15 protein-coding genes and 1 pseudogene are annotated in these 19816 nt (G+C 70.9%); 4 read left to right on the forward strand and 12 right to left on the reverse strand.

Features of this window, described 5'->3' with window-relative positions; translation table 11 throughout:
* Nucleotides 1-51 precede the first annotated feature (51 nt).
* Entirely contained in the window at nt 52-924 is an 873-nt protein-coding gene (locus tag QF037_RS07945) for a hypothetical protein (RefSeq protein ID WP_307023242.1), read from the forward strand.
* 4 nt (nt 925-928) lie between these two features.
* Here QF037_RS07945 and QF037_RS07950 read toward each other — a convergent pair whose 3' ends face one another.
* From QF037_RS07950 to QF037_RS07960, 3 genes are read right to left on the reverse strand one after another with little or no spacing between them, the layout of a single operon-like run.
* Nucleotides 929-1792 (reverse strand): Fpg/Nei family DNA glycosylase, encoded by an 864-nt coding sequence (locus tag QF037_RS07950; RefSeq protein WP_307023244.1) that lies wholly within the window; start codon nt 1790-1792, stop codon nt 929-931.
* Nucleotides 1793-1828: 36 nt separating this feature from the next.
* Nucleotides 1829-3904 carry a SpoIIE family protein phosphatase gene (locus tag QF037_RS07955; RefSeq protein WP_307023246.1) on the reverse strand — a complete coding sequence of 692 codons (2076 nt, stop codon included), beginning with the start codon at nt 3902-3904 and terminating at the stop codon, nt 1829-1831.
* Between the two features lie 59 nt (nt 3905-3963).
* The gene (locus tag QF037_RS07960; protein ID WP_307023248.1) at nt 3964-5163 is read right to left on the reverse strand and encodes a DUF6777 domain-containing protein; all 1200 of its coding nucleotides are present in this window, start codon (nt 5161-5163) and stop codon (nt 3964-3966) included.
* Nucleotides 5164-5296: 133 nt separating this feature from the next.
* Here QF037_RS07960 and QF037_RS07965 point away from each other — a divergent pair, with 133 nt between their 5' ends.
* Entirely contained in the window at nt 5297-6718 is a 1422-nt protein-coding gene (locus tag QF037_RS07965) for a lipase maturation factor family protein (protein ID WP_307023250.1), read from the forward strand.
* Here the strand turns inward: QF037_RS07965 and QF037_RS07970 are convergent.
* The 8 genes and pseudogenes from QF037_RS07970 to QF037_RS08005 all read right to left on the reverse strand — a co-directional run bounded on the left by QF037_RS07970 (nt 6706) and on the right by QF037_RS08005 (nt 14528).
* Nucleotides 6706-7538, reverse strand: a pseudogene (locus QF037_RS07970) (amidohydrolase family protein). The gene QF037_RS07965 and the pseudogene QF037_RS07970 overlap by 13 nt on opposite strands.
* A complete protein-coding gene (locus QF037_RS07975; RefSeq protein ID WP_307023252.1) occupies nt 7523-7837 on the reverse strand; it encodes an L-rhamnose mutarotase in 315 nt (104 codons plus the stop codon). The pseudogene QF037_RS07970 and the gene QF037_RS07975 overlap by 16 nt, the downstream one beginning before the upstream one ends.
* Entirely contained in the window at nt 7834-8790 is a 957-nt protein-coding gene (locus tag QF037_RS07980) for an aldo/keto reductase (protein ID WP_307023254.1), read from the reverse strand. Before QF037_RS07980 ends, QF037_RS07975 begins: the two co-directional genes overlap by 4 nt.
* The gene (locus QF037_RS07985) at nt 8787-9542 is read right to left on the reverse strand and encodes an SDR family NAD(P)-dependent oxidoreductase (RefSeq protein ID WP_307023257.1); all 756 of its coding nucleotides are present in this window, start codon (nt 9540-9542) and stop codon (nt 8787-8789) included. Before QF037_RS07985 ends, QF037_RS07980 begins: the two co-directional genes overlap by 4 nt.
* Nucleotides 9539-10894: an L-fuconate dehydratase gene (locus QF037_RS07990; protein WP_307023259.1), complete on the reverse strand. Its 1356-nt coding sequence runs from the start codon at nt 10892-10894 to the stop codon at nt 9539-9541. The genes QF037_RS07985 and QF037_RS07990 overlap by 4 nt, the downstream gene beginning before the upstream one ends.
* 37 nt (nt 10895-10931) lie before the next feature.
* Entirely contained in the window at nt 10932-11960 is a 1029-nt protein-coding gene (locus QF037_RS07995; RefSeq protein ID WP_307023261.1) for an ABC transporter permease, read from the reverse strand.
* Nucleotides 11953-13455 carry a sugar ABC transporter ATP-binding protein gene (locus QF037_RS08000; RefSeq protein ID WP_307023263.1) on the reverse strand — a complete coding sequence of 501 codons (1503 nt, stop codon included), beginning with the start codon at nt 13453-13455 and terminating at the stop codon, nt 11953-11955. Before QF037_RS08000 ends, QF037_RS07995 begins: the two co-directional genes overlap by 8 nt.
* Nucleotides 13452-14528: a sugar ABC transporter substrate-binding protein gene (locus QF037_RS08005; protein WP_307023265.1), complete on the reverse strand. Its 1077-nt coding sequence runs from the start codon at nt 14526-14528 to the stop codon at nt 13452-13454. Before QF037_RS08005 ends, QF037_RS08000 begins: the two co-directional genes overlap by 4 nt.
* A 163-nt stretch (nt 14529-14691) precedes the next feature.
* Between QF037_RS08005 and QF037_RS08010 the strand changes: the two genes are divergently transcribed.
* Together QF037_RS08010 and QF037_RS08015 are read left to right on the forward strand one after the other, a co-directional pair.
* Nucleotides 14692-15396, forward strand: coding sequence for a FadR/GntR family transcriptional regulator (locus QF037_RS08010; RefSeq protein ID WP_307023267.1), 705 nt, complete (start codon nt 14692-14694; stop codon nt 15394-15396).
* Between the two features lie 77 nt (nt 15397-15473).
* Entirely contained in the window at nt 15474-16499 is a 1026-nt protein-coding gene (locus QF037_RS08015; protein WP_307023269.1) for an alpha/beta hydrolase family protein, read from the forward strand.
* A gap of 57 nt (nt 16500-16556) precedes the next feature.
* Here the strand turns inward: QF037_RS08015 and QF037_RS08020 are convergent, their stop codons facing one another.
* Nucleotides 16557-19745 carry an alpha-L-fucosidase gene (locus QF037_RS08020; protein WP_307023271.1) on the reverse strand — a complete coding sequence of 1063 codons (3189 nt, stop codon included), beginning with the start codon at nt 19743-19745 and terminating at the stop codon, nt 16557-16559.
* Between the last annotated feature and the right edge of the window lie 71 nt (nt 19746-19816).

The raw sequence follows: 19816 nt of genomic DNA on the forward strand, positions 1-19816 counted from the left end.
GCACGGTCCCGGCGTCTCAGGAGCGACAACCGTTCGGTCCTGGGGGAACGCATGCGTACACACGTCGCTCGAACTGCCGGTCTATTGGTTCCGCTCGCACTGCTCCTCGCCGGCTGCGGCAGCGAACACGGCTCACGCGCCCAGAGCGGCGAGTCCAGGTCCCGGGCCCAGAAGGTGGCCGAGGCCTGGGACGGTTCACGGGCGGCCGAGGTGTGGCGCAAGGGGTACTACCCGATGGCGGACGTGGTCCAGCTGCCCGACAACGCCTTCCGCAGCACCGCCGACAAGATGGCCTACGGGGCACAGAACTTCGTCCTCGACGGTGAACTGCCCACCACCTCGCCCGAGAAGGGCAAGGTCGAGTGGAGGAGCGGCGGTTCGCTCGCCCTGCCCCTCATGGACGCCCGGCAGGCCTACGACAGCGTGGCGCGCGGCGGTGACGACGGACCGCATCTGACCGTGACCGAGGCGACGTTGGGCAAGACGACCCTGGTCACCAGCCGGGGTCCGGCCACCGTCCCGGCCTGGCTGTTCACGCTGAAGGGGTACGACACCCCGCTCAAGCGCGTAGCGATCGAACCCTCGGAACTTCCCAAGTCCCCGATCGGACCCGCCCGGGAGACTCCCACGGACGGGCAGATGCCGCTGGAGCAGTTCATCAGGACCAGCGCGGACGGCCGGTCCGTCACCGTCCTCGCGGGCCACGGAGCCTGCGACGACGGGCCCGCCGTGCGCGCCCTGGAGACCGACGGCAGTGTGGTGCTGTCCGCGGCGATCGTCGGAACGAACGACGGCCCGTGCACCTCCGACCTGCTCATGGAGAACGTGACCGTGAAACTGAAGAGCAAGCTCGGCGAACGGGTCCTCCTCGACGCGTTCACGGGCGCGCCGGTGACGTACGGGCGCCAGACCGAACACGGCTGACGCGCTACTTGAGCAGCCTCGACATCCTGCGGTCCGCGAGGGGCTTTCCGCCCGTCTGGCAGGTCGGGCAGTACTGGAGGGAGGAGTCGCTGAAGGAGACCTCGCGGACCGTGTCGCCGCACACGGGACAGGGTTCGCCGGTACGGCCGTGGACCCGCAGACCGCTCTTCTTCTCGGCCTTCAGCCGCCCGGCCGCGACACCGCGGGAGCGTTCGACCGCCTCCGTGAGGGTGCCTCTCAGCGCCTCGTACAGACGTCCCGTCTCTTCCGGGGTGAGGGAGGCGGCCAGTTTGAAGGGGGACATCTTCGCCGCGTGGAGGATCTCGTCGCTGTAGGCGTTGCCGACTCCGGCGATCAGGCTCTGGTCGCGCAGGGCGCCCTTGAGCCGGCGGCGTTCGTCCTTCAGCAGGTCCGCGAACCGCCGCTCGTCGAAGCCGTCCGCGAGCGGGTCGGGGCCCAGCCGGGCCACGCCCGGGACGTCCTGGGGGTCCCCGACGACGTACACGGCGAGGCGCTTCTGCGTGCCCGCCTCGGTCAGGTCGAAGCCGGCGCCCGTCTCCAGGGCCACCCGCAGGGCGAGGGGGCCCTTGCCGGGGCGGGGCGGGCCGTCGGGGAGCCGGTCCTTCCAGTGCAGCCAGCCGGCGCGGGCCAGGTGGGTCACGAAGTGCGGGCCGGCGTCGGTGACGAGGTCCAGGAACTTGCCGTGCCGGCGCACCGCGGTGACCTCGTGGCCCTCCAGGGCGCTGAGCGGAGGGTCGTACGTCTTCAGGACGCTGATCGCCACGGGCAGCACCCGCACGATCTCGTGGCCGACCAGGTTCTCGGTCAGGAAGTCCTTGAGCGCTTCGACCTCGGGGAGTTCCGGCATACGTCCAGAGTGCCACCGGAGGCCGGAGTGCTCAGCTCAGCTCCGTTCCCGCACCACGAACTCGCACCACACGCACTTGCCGCCGCCCCGCGCCTCCACGCCCCACACGTCGGTGAGCAGGTCGACCAGGAGCAGGCCCCGCCCGGAGACTCCCGACTCCCCCGCCTCGCGGCGGCGCGGCAGGGCGCTGGAGGAGTCCTCGACCTCCACGCGGAGCCGGCGGTCGGAGCCGGCCAGGACCCGCAGGGTGACGATGGCGGAGCCCTCGGTGTGCATGAGGGCGTTGGTGACCAGTTCGTCGGCGACCAGCTCGATCTCGTCGGCCCGGTCCCGGGCGCCCCAGCCCCGGACCGCCGCGCGGATCATGTGCCGGGCCTCGGACAGCGCCTCCGGATCGCCCGAAGCGACGTGCTGCTGGAGCCGGCCGCCGGACTGCGGGACGTCCAGGCCCCGGCGGCGCAGCAGGAGCAGGGCCACGTCGTCGTCGCCGCCGCGTTCCTCGGCCACGTCGATCAGCCGGTCCGCGAGGTCGCGGACGTCCGCGGGACCGGAGGCGATGAGGGCGGTGAGGGTCTGCATGCCGTCGTCGAGATCGGCGCCCGGCGTCTCGACCAGGCCGTCGGTGCACAGCATCAGCGTGTTGCCGGGGTCGAGCTCGACCGTGCCGACGGGGTACTCCAGACACCCGAACTCGGCGGACAGACCGAGCGGTAGCCCGCCCTCGACCGGAACACGGCGGCAGCTGCCGTCGGCCCGCCGTACGAGGGGGTCGATATGGCCTGCCCGGACGACCTGGACGACTCCGGTGGCGAGGTCCGCCTCGGCGTACAGGCAGGTCGCGAAGCGGTCGGTGTCCAGTTCGTGCAGGAAGACGGAGGCGCGGGCCATCACGGTGGCGGGCGTGTGCCCCTCGGCGGCGTAGGCGCGCAGAACGATCCGCAGCTGGCCCATGACGGCGGCGGCGTGGGTGTCGTGGCCCTGGACGTCGCCGATGACGGCGCCGACCCGGCCGCCGGGCAGCGGGATGAGGTCGTACCAGTCGCCGCCGATGTCCCGGCCGAAGGCGGCCGAGCGGTAGCGGACGGCGACGTCGGCGCCGCGCACGCTGGGGATGGTGCGCGGCAGCATGGCCTGCTGGAGCCCGCTGGCGAGGTCTTTCTCCTGCTCGTAGAACATGGCGCGTTGCAGGCTCTGCGCGATGCTGGAGCCCAGCGCGACGAGGACGTTGCGGTCCTCGGGCGAGAAGCCGCGCCGGTCGCTGTAGAGCAGGCCCATGGCGCCGATGGGCCGGGCCTGGGCGATCAGCGGGAGATAGGCGGCCGAGGTGATGTTCAGGTCGGTGATGTGCGGCCACAGCAGCGGATAGCTCTCGGCGAACTCCTGGGGCGACTCGATGAAGCGCGGGGTCAGGGTGCGCACGACCTCGCTCATCGGGTACGGCTCGTCGATGCGGGTGACATCGGTGCCGGGGACGAAGCTGCCCGCGGGGCCCTCCGCGACCAGCCGGATGCGGCCCGCCTCGACCAGACCCATGACCAGGCTGGTGGCGCCGAGGTGGGTGAGACCGTGGGTGTCCTTGAGGACGTCGATGACGTCGTCGATGGTGCGGGCGTACGCGAGGGCCGCCGTGGTGAGCTGGACGACGTTGGTCTGCTCCTGCCGGGCCTCGTCCCGGCCGGCCTGTCTGCGGCGGTCCTCGATGTCCTGGACTTCCTGGGTGGCGTCACGGACGATGCCGACGATGCGGCGCGGACGGCCCGTCTCGTCGCGCCGGATGTAGCCCTGGGTGTGGGTCCAGCGCAGCGAGCCGTTGCGGCAGCGGATGCGGAAGTAGGTGCCGTAGTTCTCGCTGCCGTCCTTCATGGCCTGGGAGACCAGGGCGTCGAGCCGGTACGCCTCCGGGGACGGGACGCGGATCGCGAGGGTCTCGGGGTGACCGTTGTATTCGTCGGGGCGCAGGTCGAAGACCTCGTGGGCCTGGGCGTCCATGTAGAACAGACCGGTGTCCAGGTCCCAGTCGAAGCTGCCCATGCGGTTGAGCGCCAGGATCGGGTCCGGGTGGGCGGGCCAGTCGTCCGGGAGTGACGGGGCGCTCGCTCCCCGATCAACCATGGGCCCACCTTGCCAGGGTTTGTCTGATTCTTCGACTGGTAGGGACCGACCTGTGGGGGTCAGCCTCCGAATACGCCGGCGGGGCTGTCGAAGATGCTGTCGGTCACCGTCGGCTCGTCCGGACCGTCGGGGATCAGGCCCCCGCCGTCGGGGACGTCGGGGGCGTCCGGGACGGTCTGCGGACCGACCTCCTCCGTGCCCGACGGTTCCTCGACCGTGGGCTCGTCGGGTACCGCCTCGGCCGGAGGCGTCGCCGTGACCGTCGCGGCGGGGCAGGCGGGGTCCTCGGGGGCGGGAGTGCCCGTCACGGGGACGCCCGGGGTGACGGTGGCGGTCGGGGTGGCGCAGTCGGTCGCCGGGCTGTGCGGCGCGGAGTTCTCGTCGCTCGGGGAGGCGCTCTCACCGGCGCTCGCGTCCGTGTGCGGACTCGTGTCGGACCGGCTCGGCGGCGCGCCGGAGTCGCTCTCGGAGGGGCTCGGCGGATGCGTGGACGTCGGCGCCACCGGCTGCGGACGCGGTACGACGTGGTCGTGCCGGGTGTCATGCCCGCAGCGCCGCTCGATCCAGGTGTTGTCGACGATGTCGATGATCGTGATGTGGGTGATCACCCGGGGCGTCGGGGCCACCACGACCACCTGCCCGTGCCGGTAGCCGGACCACGGCCGCCCGCTGGTGACCGTGCCGCCGCTCGTCGCCCGCGGGGGCGTGAGCGGGTTGCCGCAGGCGCAGCGGACCCGCGGCACGCCCCGGGTGTCGACGAGGACCGCGGTGCCGCTCTGGAGGACGGACTGGTAGGTGGTGGTGCGCCCGTCCCGGTAGCCGTGGTTTGTGACGCGGGTGTCGGCGCGCAGCACGACCGAGGTCAGCGAGCGCAGATACGACGGGATCGAGTCCTCGGAGATGCCCTCGACCTGTGCGAAGGCCCGCCCCTTGGCCGGGTCCGCCGTGAGCCGGCCGATCTGCCGGTTCACGTCACAGCTGCCGGACCCGGCGGTGCCGCCGTACAGGCCGGGCGTCCCGCCGGAGATCGACCGCACGGCCGACCGCGCCGGTTGCTGCGTCCGGGTGACGGGCGAAGGGATGGCCGTCGAGGTCTGCGTCGAGTCCGTGAAGGGGTCGGGGCCCTGGGACGCGACGGGCTGGAGAAAGAGTTCTTCGCTGGACTGCGTGCTCTCGTCGCCGGAGCCGACGCGGCCGACGACGATCAGTGCCGTCGCGAGCGCGCAGGCCGTGACGAAGGTTCCGGTGGATGGACGCACCGTGCTCTCCCGCCTCAAGCCGGGTTTTTCGTCACCATTGTCTGCTTCACTCACTTGGGTTACGCAAGCGGAGGCTCGGTACACGGAGTGTGACCTAGGGTTCCGGCGCGACAATGGACGGAGGAGCACTGGCGTGGACTGGTTCACCGCACCCGACTACTGGCTGAGCCGGCTGGTCTTCCAACGGGCCCTGGCCGGCGTGTACCTCGTCGCGTTCCTGACGGCGGCCCTGCAGTTCCGGGCGCTGCTCGGCGCACGCGGCATGCTGCCCATCCCCCGCTATGTCCAGCGGATCCCTTTCAGGGCGGCACCGAGCCTGTTCCACCTGCACTACTCGGACCGCTTCTTCGCGGCCTGCGCCTGGTCGGGCTGCGCGATCTCGGCGGCGCTGCTCGCCGGCCTCGACGCGCAACTGCCGTTGTGGGGCGGCATGGTGCTGTGGCTGGTGCCATGGATGCTGTATCTGTCGATCGTCAACGTCGGCCAGACCTGGTACGGCTTCGGCTGGGAGTCCCTGCTTCTCGAAGTCGGCTTCCTCGCCGTGTTCCTCGGCAACGACGAGGTGGCCCCGCCGATCGTCGTCCTGTTCCTGCTGCGCTGGATCCTGTTCCGGGTGGAGTTCGGCGCGGGGCTGATCAAGATGCGCGGCGACGCGTGCTGGCGGAAGCTGACCTGCCTGGACTACCACCACGAGACCCAGCCGATGCCGGGCCCGCTGAGCTGGTTCTTCCACCATCTCCCCCGCCCGCTGCACCGGGCCGAGGTGGCGGCGAACCACTTCACCCAACTCGTCGTCCCCGTCCTGCTGTTCACCCCGCAGCCGATCGCCACGGCGGCCGCGTCCCTGATGATCGTCACCCAGCTGTGGCTGGTCCTGTCGGGCAACTTCTCCTGGCTGAACTGGATCACGATCGTGCTCGCGGTCTCGGCGCTGGACGTCCCGGGCGACCCGCCCTCCCGGCCCGCCGCCCCGCTCTGGTACGAGATCGTGGTCCTGGCCGTCGCGGCGCTGATCGCGTACCTCAGCTACCACCCGGTGACGAACATGATCTCCCGCCGCCAGATCATGAACCGCTCCTTCGACCCGCTCCATCTGGTCAACACCTACGGGGCGTTCGGCAGTGTCAGCCGGTTCCGGTACGAGGTGGTGGTCGAGGGCACCGCCGACGAGGTGCCGCGCGAGGACTCGGACTGGCGGGAGTACGAGTTCAAGGGCAAGCCCGGCGACCCCCGGCACTGGCCGCGCCAGTTCGCGCCGTACCACCTGCGCCTGGACTGGCTGATGTGGTTCGCCGCACTGTCCCCGTCCTACGCCGGTTCCTGGTTCGGCACCTTCGTGGAACGGCTCCTGGAGAACGACCGCGACACCCTCAAACTGCTGCGCCGCTCGCCCTTCCCGCCCGACGCACCGCCCCGCTACATCCGCGCCCGCCTCTTCCGCTACCGGTACACGAACTGGCGCGAGCTGCGGGAGACGGGCGCCTGCTGGGAGCGGACGTTTGTGCGGGAGTATCTGCCGCCGACGAGGCTGGCGGGGGTGGCTCAGAGGTCGTAGACCCGGGTGGCGGTCGTTTCGAAGATCCGCCGGTCAGGGGAGCCGACCAGTTCCTGTGCCGCGTCCAGGACTTGGGCGTAGGTCGCCGCCAGGCCGCACACCGGCCAGTCCGAGCCGAACATCAGACGGTCCGGGCCGAAGGCTTCCAGCACGACGTCGGCGTACGGGCGCAGGTCCTCGACGGTCCAGGCGGCGAGGTCGGCCTCGGTGACCATGCCGGAGAGCTTGCAGACCGTGTTGGGGTGCGCGGCGAGGGCGCGGAGGTCGCCGGCCCAGGGTTCGAGGGCTCCGGAGGCGATGGGTGGCTTGCCCAAGTGGTCCAGGACAAAGGTGGGTGGGGCAGTGCGGCGGCTGCTTTGACGCAGGCGGGCAGCTGGTGGGGCAGGACGAGGAGGTCGTAGACGAGGCCTGCCGCGGCCACGGCGGCGAGACCCCGCCGTACGTCCGCCCGCAGCAGCCATTCCGGGTCGGGCTCTCCCTGGACCTGGTGGCGGATGCCCTTGAGGTATCGGCCGCCGGGGAGTTCCCTGAGGCGGGCCAGTTCGTCGGCGATGTCGGGACGGGTGAGATCGGTCCAGCCGACGACACCGGCGATCAGGTCGTGTGCGGCGGCCAGCGCCAGGAACTCCGGGGTCTCCTCGGCGACGGTGACCGTCTGGACGAGTACCGTCCGGTCCACTCCGGCGGCGGCTGCCTCGAGGGCGAGGTCGGCGACGGTGAAGTCCCGCCGGATCGGGCTGTCCTCGGCGATCCAGTCCTGGTCGCGCACCGACAGGTCCCAGAGGTGGTGGTGCGCGTCGACCGTCACGGCAGTTCCCATACGACGGGCAGGCCGGCGGCCGCGCCCTGGTCGGAGTAGTCGTGCACGACGTCGAGGAGCTCGGCCATGCGGGCCTGCCAGGCGACGTTGACGGGCAGTTTCTCCAGTTCGGCGAGGAGCCGGCCGTAGTCCTCGCACTCCAGGACGTGGAAGAGGTCGGTGCCGCTGCGCCAGATGGTCCAGGAGGTGGCGCCGGCGGCGCGGATCGCGTCGGTGAGTTCCTTCGGGACCTCGCGGTGGGCCGCGTCGTACTCGGCGATGCGATCGGCGCGGACCTTGGTGTGCAGGGCGACTCTCATGACGGCTCCTTTGCCGGCAGGAATCCGGTGTCCCTGAGTTCCTGCCAGAACTCCGGTGGTACCGCGGTCTCGAACTGGTCGGCGCAGTCGTGGACTTCGGCGGCCGAGCGGGCGCCGACGAGGACGCTGGTCACCGCGGGGTGGGCCGCGCAGAAGGCCAGGGCGGCGGCCCGCAGGGTGATGCCGTGACGTTCGGCGACCGACTTCAGGCGCAGCGCCCGGTCCAGCAACTCGGGCGGCGCGCTGGTGTAGTCGTACGTCGCTCCCGGGCGCGGGTCGGCCAGCAGGCCGGAGTTGAAGGCGCCGCCGACGACGACGGAGGTGCCGCGGGCCACGGCCGCGGGCAGCAGGTCGGTCAGCGCGCTGTGGTCCAGCAGGGTGTAGCGCCCCGCGCACAGCACCACGTCGACGTCGGTGTCGCGGACGAAGCGGGTCAGCATCTCCGTCTGGTTCATGCCGGCGCCGATCGCACCGACCACGCCCTCCGAGCGGAGCTTCTCCAGGGCCGGGTAGCCCTGCCGGAAGGCCGCTTCGGCGTGGTCGTCGGGGTCGTGGAGGTAGACGACGTCGACGCGGTCGAGGCCGAGCCGTTCCAGACTGGCGTCCAGGGTGCGTCGGATGCCGTCCTCGGTGAAGTCCCAGACGCGACGGTGCGTGGCGGGCACCGCGAAGCCGTCCGCGAGGTCGTCACCGCCGCCGGCCCACGGTTCCAGGCGGCGGCCGACCTTCGTCGAGATCGTGTACTCCTCGCGCGGGTGCTCGCGCAGGGCCGCGCCGAGGCGGCGTTCGGAGAGGCCGATGCCGTAGTGGGGCGCGGTGTCGTAGTAGCGGATGCCGCGCTGCCAGGCGGCGGACACGGCCTCGTACGCCTGCTCGTCGGTGACCTCCGTGAAGAGGTTGCCGATGCCGGCCGCTCCGAACCCCAGGCCGCTGGGGGTGCGCGGGGTCCTCACCGGCCCGCCGGGCGCAGTCGCAGGCCGTGCATGCCGCCGTCGACCGCGAGGGAGGTGCCGGTGGTGGCGCCGGACAGCGGGCTCGCCAGATAGGCGATGGCGCCCGCGACCTCGTCCGCCGAGACGAGACGGCCGGTGGGCTGACGGGCCTCCAGGGCGGCGCGCTCGGCGGCGGGGTCGGGGGCCCTGTCGAGGAGGCGGCCGATCCAGGGCGTGTCGGCGGTGCCGGGGTTGACGCAGTTGACGCGGATGCCCTCGCGGACGTGGTCGGCGGCCATCGCGAGGGTGAGGGAGTGCACGGCACCCTTGGTCGCGCTGTAGAGGGCGCGCTGCGGCAGGCCCGCGGTGGCGGCGATGGAGCAGGTGTTGACGATCGCCGCATGCTCCGACCGGCGCAGGTGCGGGAGTGCGGCACGGGCCGCGCGGACCATGCCCACCACATTGACGTCCAGGACGCGGTGCCACTCGGCGTCGTCGTTGTCCTCGACGGTGCCCTGGGCGCCGATGCCCGCGTTGTTGACCAGTATGTCGAGGCCGCCGAGCCACGCGACGGCGGCGGCGACCGCCTCGCGCACCGAGGCGTCGTCGCTGACGTCGGCCTTGAAGCCGAGCAGCGGCTCCGCCACCGACGAGGGGTCCAGGTCGAGGACGGCGACCCGGGCACCGCGCGCGGCCAGGAGTTCGGCGGTGGACCGGCCGATGCCGGAGGCGCCGCCGGTCACCAGGGCCCTCAGCCCCTCGAAGTCACTCATGCCGCGTGCCCCTTCTTGCCCGAGGTCTCGAGGTCGGCGGCCCAGAAGGCGCCGTCCGGGAATGTGTACCGCGCGATCGACTCGGCCTTCATGGCGGCCGAGAAGCCCGGCGAGGCGGGTGCCGTGTAGTGACCTTCCCTGATCACCACCGGGTCGAGGAAGTGGTCGTGCAGATGATCGACGTACTCGATGACCCGGTCCTCGGTGGTGCCGGTGACCGCCACGTAGTCGAACATCGACAGGTGCTGGACAAGTTCGCACAGTCCGACGCCGCCCGCGTGGGGGCACACCGGTACACCGAACTTCGCGGCGAGCAGCAGGATCGCAAGGTTCTCGTGGACGCCGCCGACGCGGGCCGCGTCGATCTGGACGACGTCGAGGGCGCCGGCCTGGAGGAGCTGCTTGAAGACGACACGGTTCTGGACGTGCTCGCCGGTGGCCACCTTCACCGGGGCGACGGCCTGACGGATCGTCGCGTGGCCGAGGATGTCGTCGGGGCTGGTGGGCTCCTCGATCCAGTAGGGGTCGAACTCGGCGAGGGCCTTGGTCCAGCGGATCGCCTCGTCGACGTCCCAGCGCTGGTTGGCGTCGATGGCGATGCGGACGCCGGGGCCGACGACCTGGCGGGCGACGCGGCAGCGCCGTACGTCGTCGTCGAGGTCCGCGCCGACCTTCAGCTTGATCTGCCGGAAGCCGTCGGCGACGGCCTGGGTGGCGAGCCGGGTGAGCTTCTCGTCGCTGTAGCCGAGCCAGCCGGGGGAGGTCGTGTAGGCGGGATAGCCGCGCGCCAGCAGCCTGGCCGTGCGTTCCCCGGCGCCCTCCCGGCCCTTGCGGAGGATCTCCAGCGCCTCTTGGGGGGTGAGGACGTCCGTGAGGTAGCGGAAGTCGATCTGGGCGACCAGCCACTCGGGGTCGGCGTCGGCGAGCAGCCGCCACAGCGGCTTGTCGGCGCGCTTGGCGGCCAGATCCCACACGGCGTTCATGACGGCGCCGATCGCCATGTGCATCACGCCCTTCTCGGGGCCGAGCCAGCGCAGCTGGCTGTCGCCGATCAGGTCGCGGTTGAGGGTCCCCGGGTCGGCGCAGAGTTCGTCGACGTCCCGGCCGATCACGTGGTGCCTGAGCGCGTGGATGGCGGCCACCTGGACCTCGTTGCCCCGCCCGATGGTGAAGCTGAAGCCGTGCCCCTCGTGTCCGTCGGTCCCGTCGGTGCGCAGGACGACGTACGCGGCCGAGTAGTCGGGGTCCGGGTTCATCGCGTCGGAGCCGTCGAGCTCGCGCGAGGTCGGGAAGCGGATGTCGTAGGTGTCGAGCGCGGTGATACGGGCAGGGGGGCCGGGGGTCGGTGACACTGAGGGCCTCTCGGTCGGGGTCGTGGGAACAGCCGGGTCAGTCCTGGGCGCGGCCGGTCGTCACCCGGGCGATGATCAGGGCGAGCAGGATGATTCCGCCGTAGATGGCCTGGATCCAGAAGGACGGCACCTGGGCGAGGGTGAGCAGGTTCTGGACGACTCCGAGGAGGAGTACGCCGGTCAGGGCGCCGAACATGGTGCCCTTGCCGCCGTCGAGGCTGATGCCGCCGATCACCGCGGCCGCGAACACGGTGAAGATCATGTTGTTGCCCTGGTTGGCGCTGATCGCGCCCACGTACCCGGTCTGCATGATCCCGCCCACCGCGGCCAGGGTGCCCGCGACCACGAACACGCCGAGCATCACCCGTTCGACACGGATGCCGCCGGCGCGGGCCGCGTCGGCGTTGCCGCCGATGGCGTACAGGGCGCGGCCGATGCGGTGGTACTTCAGGACGATTCCGGCGACGGCGAAGGCGATCGCCGCGACCCACACCGACATCGGGACGGTCAGGAAGGTGGTGGTCGCCAGGGAGTAGAAGCTGTCGGGCATCCCGAACAGCGTCTTGCCCTTGGTCGCGCCGACCAGCAGTCCGCGCAGCACGATCAGCATCGCGAGCGTCACGATGAACGCGTTGAGCTTGAACTTGACAACGAGGATGCCGTTGAAGGCTCCGACGGCGGCGCCCACCAGCAGAACCGCCAGCAGGGCGAGTGCCGGCGGGAGTTCGGTGCCCCAGCCGGACTGGGCGGCCGGCAGCACCAGCAGCGCGCCCACGGCGGGCGCGATACCGACGACGGACTCCAGGGACAGGTCGAACTTGCCGGTGATCAGCACCAGCGACTCGGCCAGCACGACCATGGCGAGTGCGGCGGAGGCGCCGAGGATCGAGATCAGGTTGCGTTCGGTGAGGAACGAGTCGTTGACGATCGTGCCCAGCACCATGAGCACCAGCAGGGCGGGTACGAGGGCCAGTTCGCGGGCGCGGCGCAACAGGACCGTACGGGCCGACCGGGGGGCCGGGGCTCGTACGGGCGCGAGCGGCCGGGCCGCCTTCAGGTCAGCCATGGTCCACTCCTTCGATGGAGGCGATCAGCTCGTGGTCGCGCCAGCCCGCCGGGTGCTCGGCGACCACGCGGCCGTGGAAGAGGACGAGGACGCGGTCGCAGCGGCGCAGGTCGTCGAGTTCGTCGGAGACGACGAGGACGGCGGTGCCGTCCTCGCGGGCGGTGTCCACGCGGGACAGCAGGGATTCCTTGGACTTCACGTCGACGCCCGCGGTGGGGTTGATGAGCACCAGCAGGCGGGGGTCGGAGGCCAGGGCGCGGGCCATGACGACCTTCTGCGCGTTGCCGCCGGAGAGGTCGGACACCGGCTGGTCGGGGCCCTCGGTGTGGATGTCGAGACGCTCGATCAGCTCGGTGGCGAAGCCGCGCTTGCGGTCGCTGCCGACGAAGCCGAAGCGGCCGAGCCGGTCGAGGACGGTCATGGTGGCGTTGTCGCCGATGGTCATGCCGAACACCAGGCCCTGGCCGTGCCGGTCGCGCGGGACGCAGCCGACGCCGGCCTCCAGGGAGCGGCGCACGTCCCCGAACGGCAGCCGCTCGCCGTCGAGCCGGGCTGTGCCGCCGGTGGGCGTGTGCAGTCCCGTGAACGATTCGGCGAGCTCGGTCTTGCCGCTGCCGCTGATGCCGGCGAGCCCGACGACCTCGCCGCGGCGGACGGTCAGGTCGACGTCCCGGTAGGCGTCCGAGGTGAGGCCGCGGGCTTCCAGGACGACGGGCGCGGTGCTGTCCACGTCCCTCACCGCCACGGTCTGCTCGGCGATGGTCTCTCCGGCCATGGCCTCGACGAGGGCCGCGCGGGGCATGTCGGCCACGGGGGCCGTGGTGATCCAGCGGGCGTCCCGCAGGACGGTGACGGTCTGGCAGACCTCGTAGACCTCCTGGAGATGGTGGGAGATGAAGAGGAACGTGACCCCGTTCTCCTGGAGGGCCCGCATCCGGGCGAAGAGCCGTTCGATCTCCCGGTTGTCGAGCTGGGCGGTCGGTTCGTCGAGGACGATGAAGCGGGCGCCGAAGCTCAACGCCCGGGCGATCTCCACCATTTGGCGGTCCTCGACCTTGAGGTCGGAGGTGCGCGCCTCCGGGTCGACGTGCACGTCCCAGGTGTCCAGGAGTGCCGCGGCCTCTTCTCTCAGGCGGCGCCAGCTGATGAAACGGCCCTTGAGGGGCTGCCGGTTGATGAACAGGTTCTCGGCGACGGTGAGTTCGGGGACGACGGTCGGCTTCTGGTAGACGCAGGCGACCTTGCGGCGCCAGGCGTCCCGGTCGGCGAGCCCGGGTGCGGGCTCGCCGTCGAAGCGGACCTCGCCCTCGTCGGGCGCCTGGAGGCCGGTGAGCACGGTGACCAGGGTCGACTTGCCGGCGCCGTTGCGGCCGACGAGGGCGTGGGACTCGCCGGGCAGGACGGTGAGCCTGCCGTCGGCGAGCGCGGTGGTGGGGCCGTAGCGCTTGACGATGCCGCGGGCCTCGACGAGGGGGGTGATGGCCTGGCTGCTCATCCGACCGTGTTGCCCCACAGCTCGGGGTCGTCGACGTTCTCCTTGGTGACCAGGGGGGCGGGCAGCTGGTCCTCGAGGATGCCGCTGGGCAGCTTTACGATGGTGGAGTCGTGGTCCGTCGGGCCGGGCCGGAACGTCTTCCCCTGCATCGCCGCCTTGATGTAGTACATGCCGTACTTGGCGTACAGGTCGGCGGGCTGGGAGACGGTGGCGTCGATCTGGCCCTTGCGGATGGCGTCGAACTCCTGCGGGATGCCGTCGTTGGAGACGATCGTGATGTGGCCCGCCTGGCCGGCCTTCTTGAGCATCCCCTTCGACTTCAGGGTCTGCAGGGTCGGCGCGAGATAGACGCCGCCGGCCTGCAGGTAGATGCCCTTGATGTCGGGGTTGGCGTTCAGGAGGGTGTCCAGCTTGGAGGCCGCGGTGTCGGACTCCCACTTGGCGGGGATCTCCAGCACCTTCAGCTTGGGGAACTTCTCCTTCACACAGGCGCGGAACGCCTCCGAGCGGTCCCGGCCGTTGACCGAGGCGAGGTCGCCCATGATCTGCACGACCTTGCCGGAGGGGATCTGCTTGCCGAGGTAGTCGCAGGCCTTCTCGCCGTAGGCGACGTTGTTCGCGCGGACGACCATGGCGACCTTGCCCTTGTCGGGCGCGACGTCGACGGCGACCACGGGGACGCCCTTGCGTTCGGCCTGGTCGAGGCCGGCCTCGATGGCGGCACTGTCCAGCGGGGCGACGACCAGGCCCTCGACACCCTGGTTGAGCTGGTTGTTGATGTCGGTGATCTGTTGTGAGGGGTCACTGTTGGAGTTGACGGTCTTCAGCGCGTCCACCTCCTCGGACTTCGCCATCTTCGGGACGTAGTCGTTGTACGACTGCCAGAACGGCGAGGTGAGCAGGGGCAGGATCACCCCGACCTTGCCGGTGCCGTCCCCTTTCCCGCCGTCGGCCGAGCCGGCGCTGTCCTTGGTGCTCCCGCACGCACCGAGCACGAGCGAGGCGACCGCGGCCGCTGCCACCGCGCCGACCATCCGGGAACTGTTCCGCTTTCGCACTGTCCTGCACGGCATCTGACGGCTCCTCGTTGAGCGTGTTCGAGCAGATGACCGCATACTTATCAGACCACTCAGCCAGAAGAACACCCTCCGACGGCGATTTTTCCGGAGTTTGGGCCATAGTGGTCGGACCACATCCGTGGCTAGACTTCCGCCACCTGGTGAGTGGAGGAATGGCGTGGACGACGAGACGGCCCCGCAGAAGGGCACCGTGACCCAGCGCGCCATCGACCGGATCAAGGCGATGATCGGCGAGGGCCGCCTGGAACCGGGACAGCGGCTGCCCACCGAGCGGGATCTCGCGGTCCAGCTCGGCATCTCCCGCAGCTCGATGCGCGAGGCGATCCGCGCGCTCACGGTGATGGGGGTGCTGGAGGCACGGCACGGGTCGGGCATCTACGTCACCCAGCTGGAGGCCGGGGATCTGCTGGAGACGTTCGGTGTGGTCGCCGATCTGTCCCGGGGCCCGCGTCTGGTGGAGCTCCTCGAGGTGCGCCGCATCCTGGAGTCGACGGCGACGGCCCTGGCGGCGGCGCGGATCACGCCGGACCAGCTGGCCGAGGTGGAGAAACACCTGACGGCGATGAACGCCACGGAGGACCCCGAGGAGATCCTCGCCCACGACATCGCCTTCCACCGCGAGATCGCGACGGCCGCGGGCAACGAGACCATGGCGGCGATCCTGGACGGCCTGTCCTCGAGGACGTTCCGCGCCCGGGTCTGGCGGGGCTACCAGGAAGAGGGGGCCTTCGAGCGGACGCGGCGCGAGCATGCCGCGATCCACCGGGCGCTGCTGGCCCATGACCCGGAGGCGGCACGGGCCGCGGCGGCCGCGCATGTGGGGGAAGTGGAGCAGTGGTTGCGGGCGCAGCTCGGTACGTGACCGCTCGCCGTACGGTGGCGCGGGTCGCCTGAAACGGGCCCGTCCCTTCCGCGCCCCCGCGGGCGACAATGGGACGTATGCGAGTACGGGGAACGGCCTGTGCCGCCGCCGGGCTGACGCTGGTCGTCGCGATCGGCTGCACCGGGGGCGACGACGAGGCTGCGCCGGCACCGAAGAAGACCTCCGCGTCGGCCCGACCCTCCACCTCCGCGCCCTCCCCCAGCAGGAAGCCCGTCAACCCGGTCTCCCTGCCCGCCCTCATGCAGAAGGAGCACCGGGGTTCCGGCCTCCGCCTCGGCACCGTCCTGGCCCGCACCGACGCCTACACCGGTTACCGGGTGACGTACGAGTCGAACGGTCTGACGATCTCCGGGCTCATGAACATCCCCCGCGGCAAGGGCCCCTTCCCGGCGCTGGTGCTGGCGCACGGCTACATCGACCCCGCCGTCTACACGACCGGCCGCGGGCTCGCCCGGGAACAGGACCTCCTGGCCCGCAACGGCTACGTCGTCCTGCACACCGACTACCGCAATCACGCGGCCTCGGACGACGACCCCGACAGTGACATCGACCTGCGTCTCGGCTACACCGAGGACGTCATCGGCGCCGCGCTGGCGCTGCGCGACTCCGGACGCCCGGAGATCGACGGCGACCGGCTCGGGCTGCTCGGCCGCTCGATGGGCGGCGGCGTCGTCTACAACACCCTGGTCGTGGCGCCGGGTCTGTTCGACGCGGCGGTCGCCTTCGCGCCGGTCAGCTCCCGCCCGGACGAGAACATCGACCACTTCCAGCGCTCGGAGGGCGACCCGCTCGTCGCCGAGATCGACGCCAAGTACGGCACGCCCGAGGAGAATCCGGTGTTCTGGCGGGAGGTCTCGCCCCGCACTTACGTGGACCGGGTGACCGAGCCGTTGCTGATCCACCACGGCACCGCGGACGACACCTGCCCGATCGTCTGGTCGGAGCAGATGGCCGCCGCTCTGAGCGCGGCAGGCAAACGCGTCGAGCTCCGCAAGTACCAGGGCGAGGGCCACACCTTCTCCCCACGGTGGACGGCCTCCATGGACGCCACCATGGACTTCTTCTCCCGGCATCTGCGGTGACGCGACGGGCGGCCACCAGATCGCCGACGCCCTGGTGACCGCCCTGTCCGAGTACCCTCAGCGCCGCGACCTGTACATGGCGAACTGCGCTATCCGTACGGTGCTCCGGGACCCGGTGACCCGTACCCGCCACCGCCGGGCCCGCACCGGAACCGGCAGCAGCAGGATCCGGCTCGCGCCGACCGTCCCGGCCCGGGTCACCTCCGTCCAGGCTCCGTCGCGCAGCGCCTCCACCACGAAGCTCTCGACCTGCTGACCGTGCGCGATGTCCTCGGCCAGCCGGAACCGGTCCACCTCGCGGGCGGTGCCGAGGTCGACGGTCACGAGGCCGGGTGCGACGGTCGTACGGGCGTCGCGCGCCAGGTCCTCGGGCAGCTCCCGGTCGATGCGTTCCCGGAACTCACGCAGCCGGGTCACGTCCGCGGCGGGCAGCAACCCGTCGGTGTCCGGCGGGATGTTGAGGAGGAGCACCGCGTTGCGCCCCACGGACCCGAAATAGATGTCCGTCAACTGGTCGACACTCTTGGGTTGTTGGTCGGCGTGGTAGAACCAGCCGTCCCTGATGGACACATCGCACTCCGCGGGCCACCACTGGAGGTAGTCGGTGTCGGGCTGCGCCCGCACCAGCGCGGCACGGCTGCCCTGGTCGGCGGTGTCGTAGGACAGTGCCCAGTCGGTGCGCCCGTACTGGTTCTCCTTGACCGGCACGACGCTCCACTCGTCCTCGCGCGCCAGCCCGCTCTCGTTGCCGACCCAGCGCAGGTCGGGGCCGGTGACGGCGATAGCCGCGTCCGGCGCGAGCGCGCGCACCAGCGTGTACCAGCTGTCCCAGTCGTAGCTCTCCACCTTGTCCGGCGGGATGCGGCCCTGGGCGCCGTCGAACCAGACCTCGTCGACCGGGCCGTACTCGGTGAGGACTTCGTAGAGCTGGTTGAGCATGTGGGCGCCGTAGTCGGTGGCGTCCAGCGTGTACGTCTGCGCGGGTGTGCGGTCGTCGCCCTCGACGGGGGTGGGGATGGTGCGCGTGGAGCGGGCGCTGCCGTTGGCGTAGACGCCGTCCAGGTACTGGTTCTCGTCGGCGGGCGAGATGTAGACGCCGACCTTGATGCCGTGGCGCCTCATGGAGTCGGCGAAGGAGCGCAGTACGTCACCCTGTCCGTCGCGCCAGCTGCTGGAGGCGACGGTGTGGTCGGAGTAGCGGGATGGGTAGAGGACGAAGCCGTCGTGGTGTTTGACGGTGAGGATGGCCAGCTGGAAGCCACCGTCGCGCAGGGCCCTGGCCCACTGGTCGGTGTCCAGGGCGGCGGGCTGGAAGACGTCCGGGTCCTCGTCCCCCGTCCCCCATTCCAGGCCGGTGAAGGTGTTGACGCCGAAGTGCAGGAACGCGGTGCGCTCCAGGGCCTGCCAGGCGATCTGCCGTGGGGTGGGCCGGACGTGGGACGCCTTGCGCACCAGGTCCTCGGCCGTGTCGTCGGGGCCGACGGGGATGCGGTAGGCGGGTTCTGCCGGAAGGGGGGCTCCGGTGGCGGATGTCGGGGTGAGGCCTGTCGCGAGGAACGCGGAGACCGAGCCGGCGACGAAGGTGCGTCTGGAGACGGTCATGGAGGTGGGGCTCCTCATCAGGTCAACTGCCATACGGCGGGCGGGTGCTGGTCGGGCGGGTACTGCACGATCCGGCCGTGCGTCACGCTCATGGCCATCTGCGTGATGGCGTTGACGAGGCGGTATCCGTCCCCGGTGCGCCGCAACTCCCAGCGCTGCAGCGTGTTCGCGGCGGCGCAGGTGTCCCAGGTGGCCTCGACGCCGGGCTGGAGCGGCACGTTGAGCGTGAGCCTGCCGCGGGTCGCCCCAGGTGGCCTGGGCGATGTGGCGCAGGGCGGGCCAGAGCCGTACCGCGACCTCGTTCTCGGTCTCCCCGCGCCCGTTGTCCGGCCAGAGGCTGATCTTCGCGCCGGTGATGCCCTCGGCGGAGGTGAGCTTCTCGCCCTCGAAGCTGCGTGGGTCCCACCTCTGGTCGTACAGGCCCTCGGTGTCGCTGTGGAAGCCGCCGCGGACGAGGTAGAGGGCGTAGGCCGCGTTCATCAACGGATAGCCCTGGGCGATGATCCGGCTGGGCTTGACCGTCACGTTCAGCCAGTGCTCGACGGTCGTGCCGGCCGTCACCGGGACGGTGTTGGCGCCGGTGAGCCCGTCGTTCCAGATGCGCAGCCTCTTGCCCTTGGCCGCCGCGTAGGCGTGGACGCGGTTGACGAAGTCGATGAAGGCGTCCTGCGGGGTGGCGCCGGAACCGTACCTGTCCTGGGCGTACTCGAGGATCTGCGGGTACTTGGCGAAGTCGGAGCCGAGCATGTACTCGTCGGCGCCCATGTGCCAGGCCGGGGCCTTGAAGACCTGGGCGTACTCGTCGATCAGGCCGGTGTAGTAGTCGAAGGCGGCGGCCCGGGTGATGTCGAGCCGTGAGGGCTGCTTGGCACCGTCGGCGTCGGTGAGCTGGAGATCGGGGCGGTTCTCGATCCACGGGTCCATGTGCCCGGGGGAGTTGATCTCCGGGATGATCTCGACGTGGTACTTCTCGCCGAGGGCGACGAGCCGGCGGATCTCGTCCTTGGTGTAGTAGCCCCAGGTGTTCGCCTCGGGGTGGGCCTTGCTCTTCACCTTCAGTTCGAGCAACAGCTGGTTGAGCTTGTGGTACGCCATCTCCCGGACGAGGTTCTCCAGCCAGGGCAGGGAGATGTGGATGTAGCAGGCGCAGACGCCGACTCCGCGTTCCTTGTAGCGCGGTACGTCGACCGTGCGTCCGGCGGGGATCCTGTCGCCCTGGGCGAGGAGCTGGAGGAGGGTCCGGGTGCCGTAGAAGGCGCCGGTCTCGGTGGCGCCGGTCACCGACAGCCGCTTCCCGGACCGGAGTTCGTAGCCCTCGACCCCGAGCGGCTTCCGGGACGGCTGGACCTCGACAACGATGTCCCCGGCGCGTGCCGCGCCGCCGACGACCGGTACGGTGCCGTGTCCGGCTTCCCGCAGATCGTCGGCGAGGGTGTCGGCGACCCTGCGCCCGGCCGGGCCGTCCGCCACGAGGCGGGTGCCGGGTCCGAACTCGTAACGACCGGATTCCGGTGTCCAGTTGCCCAGTGCGGGCACCGTGACCGGCGGCCGGGTCTCCTCCTGGGCGACCGCCGGGACCGGAACCAGGAGCAGGGCCAGTGCGGCGGCGACGCCCAGGATCTGACGTCTCGGAAACGTTCTCACGAGCGACTCCCATTCATCGGATGACTGATGATTGGGCGACCCCCAGGGACTGTCAATGGGACGAGAAGTCA

The organism is Streptomyces canus, from assembly GCF_030815415.1.
GTDB classification, from domain to species: domain Bacteria; phylum Actinomycetota; class Actinomycetes; order Streptomycetales; family Streptomycetaceae; genus Streptomyces; species Streptomyces canus_F.

What these genes read in the sequence shown, in the direction of transcription:
- QF037_RS07955 (WP_307023246.1), bottom strand. Translation starts at nt 3,904, where the DNA reads ATGGTTGATCGGGGAGCGAGCGCCCCGTCACTCCCGGACGACTGGCCC.
- QF037_RS07985 (WP_307023257.1), bottom strand. Translation starts at nt 9,542, where the DNA reads ATGAGTGACTTCGAGGGGCTGAGGGCCCTGGTGACCGGCGGCGCCTCC.
- QF037_RS07995 (WP_307023261.1), bottom strand. Translation starts at nt 11,960, where the DNA reads ATGGCTGACCTGAAGGCGGCCCGGCCGCTCGCGCCCGTACGAGCCCCG.
- QF037_RS08015 (WP_307023269.1), top strand. Translation starts at nt 15,474, where the DNA reads ATGCGAGTACGGGGAACGGCCTGTGCCGCCGCCGGGCTGACGCTGGTC.
- QF037_RS08000 (WP_307023263.1), bottom strand. Translation starts at nt 13,455, where the DNA reads ATGAGCAGCCAGGCCATCACCCCCCTCGTCGAGGCCCGCGGCATCGTC.
- QF037_RS07945 (WP_307023242.1), top strand. Translation starts at nt 52, where the DNA reads ATGCGTACACACGTCGCTCGAACTGCCGGTCTATTGGTTCCGCTCGCA.
- QF037_RS07975 (WP_307023252.1), bottom strand. Translation starts at nt 7,837, where the DNA reads ATGAGAGTCGCCCTGCACACCAAGGTCCGCGCCGATCGCATCGCCGAG.
- QF037_RS08005 (WP_307023265.1), bottom strand. Translation starts at nt 14,528, where the DNA reads ATGCCGTGCAGGACAGTGCGAAAGCGGAACAGTTCCCGGATGGTCGGC.
- QF037_RS07950 (WP_307023244.1), bottom strand. Translation starts at nt 1,792, where the DNA reads ATGCCGGAACTCCCCGAGGTCGAAGCGCTCAAGGACTTCCTGACCGAG.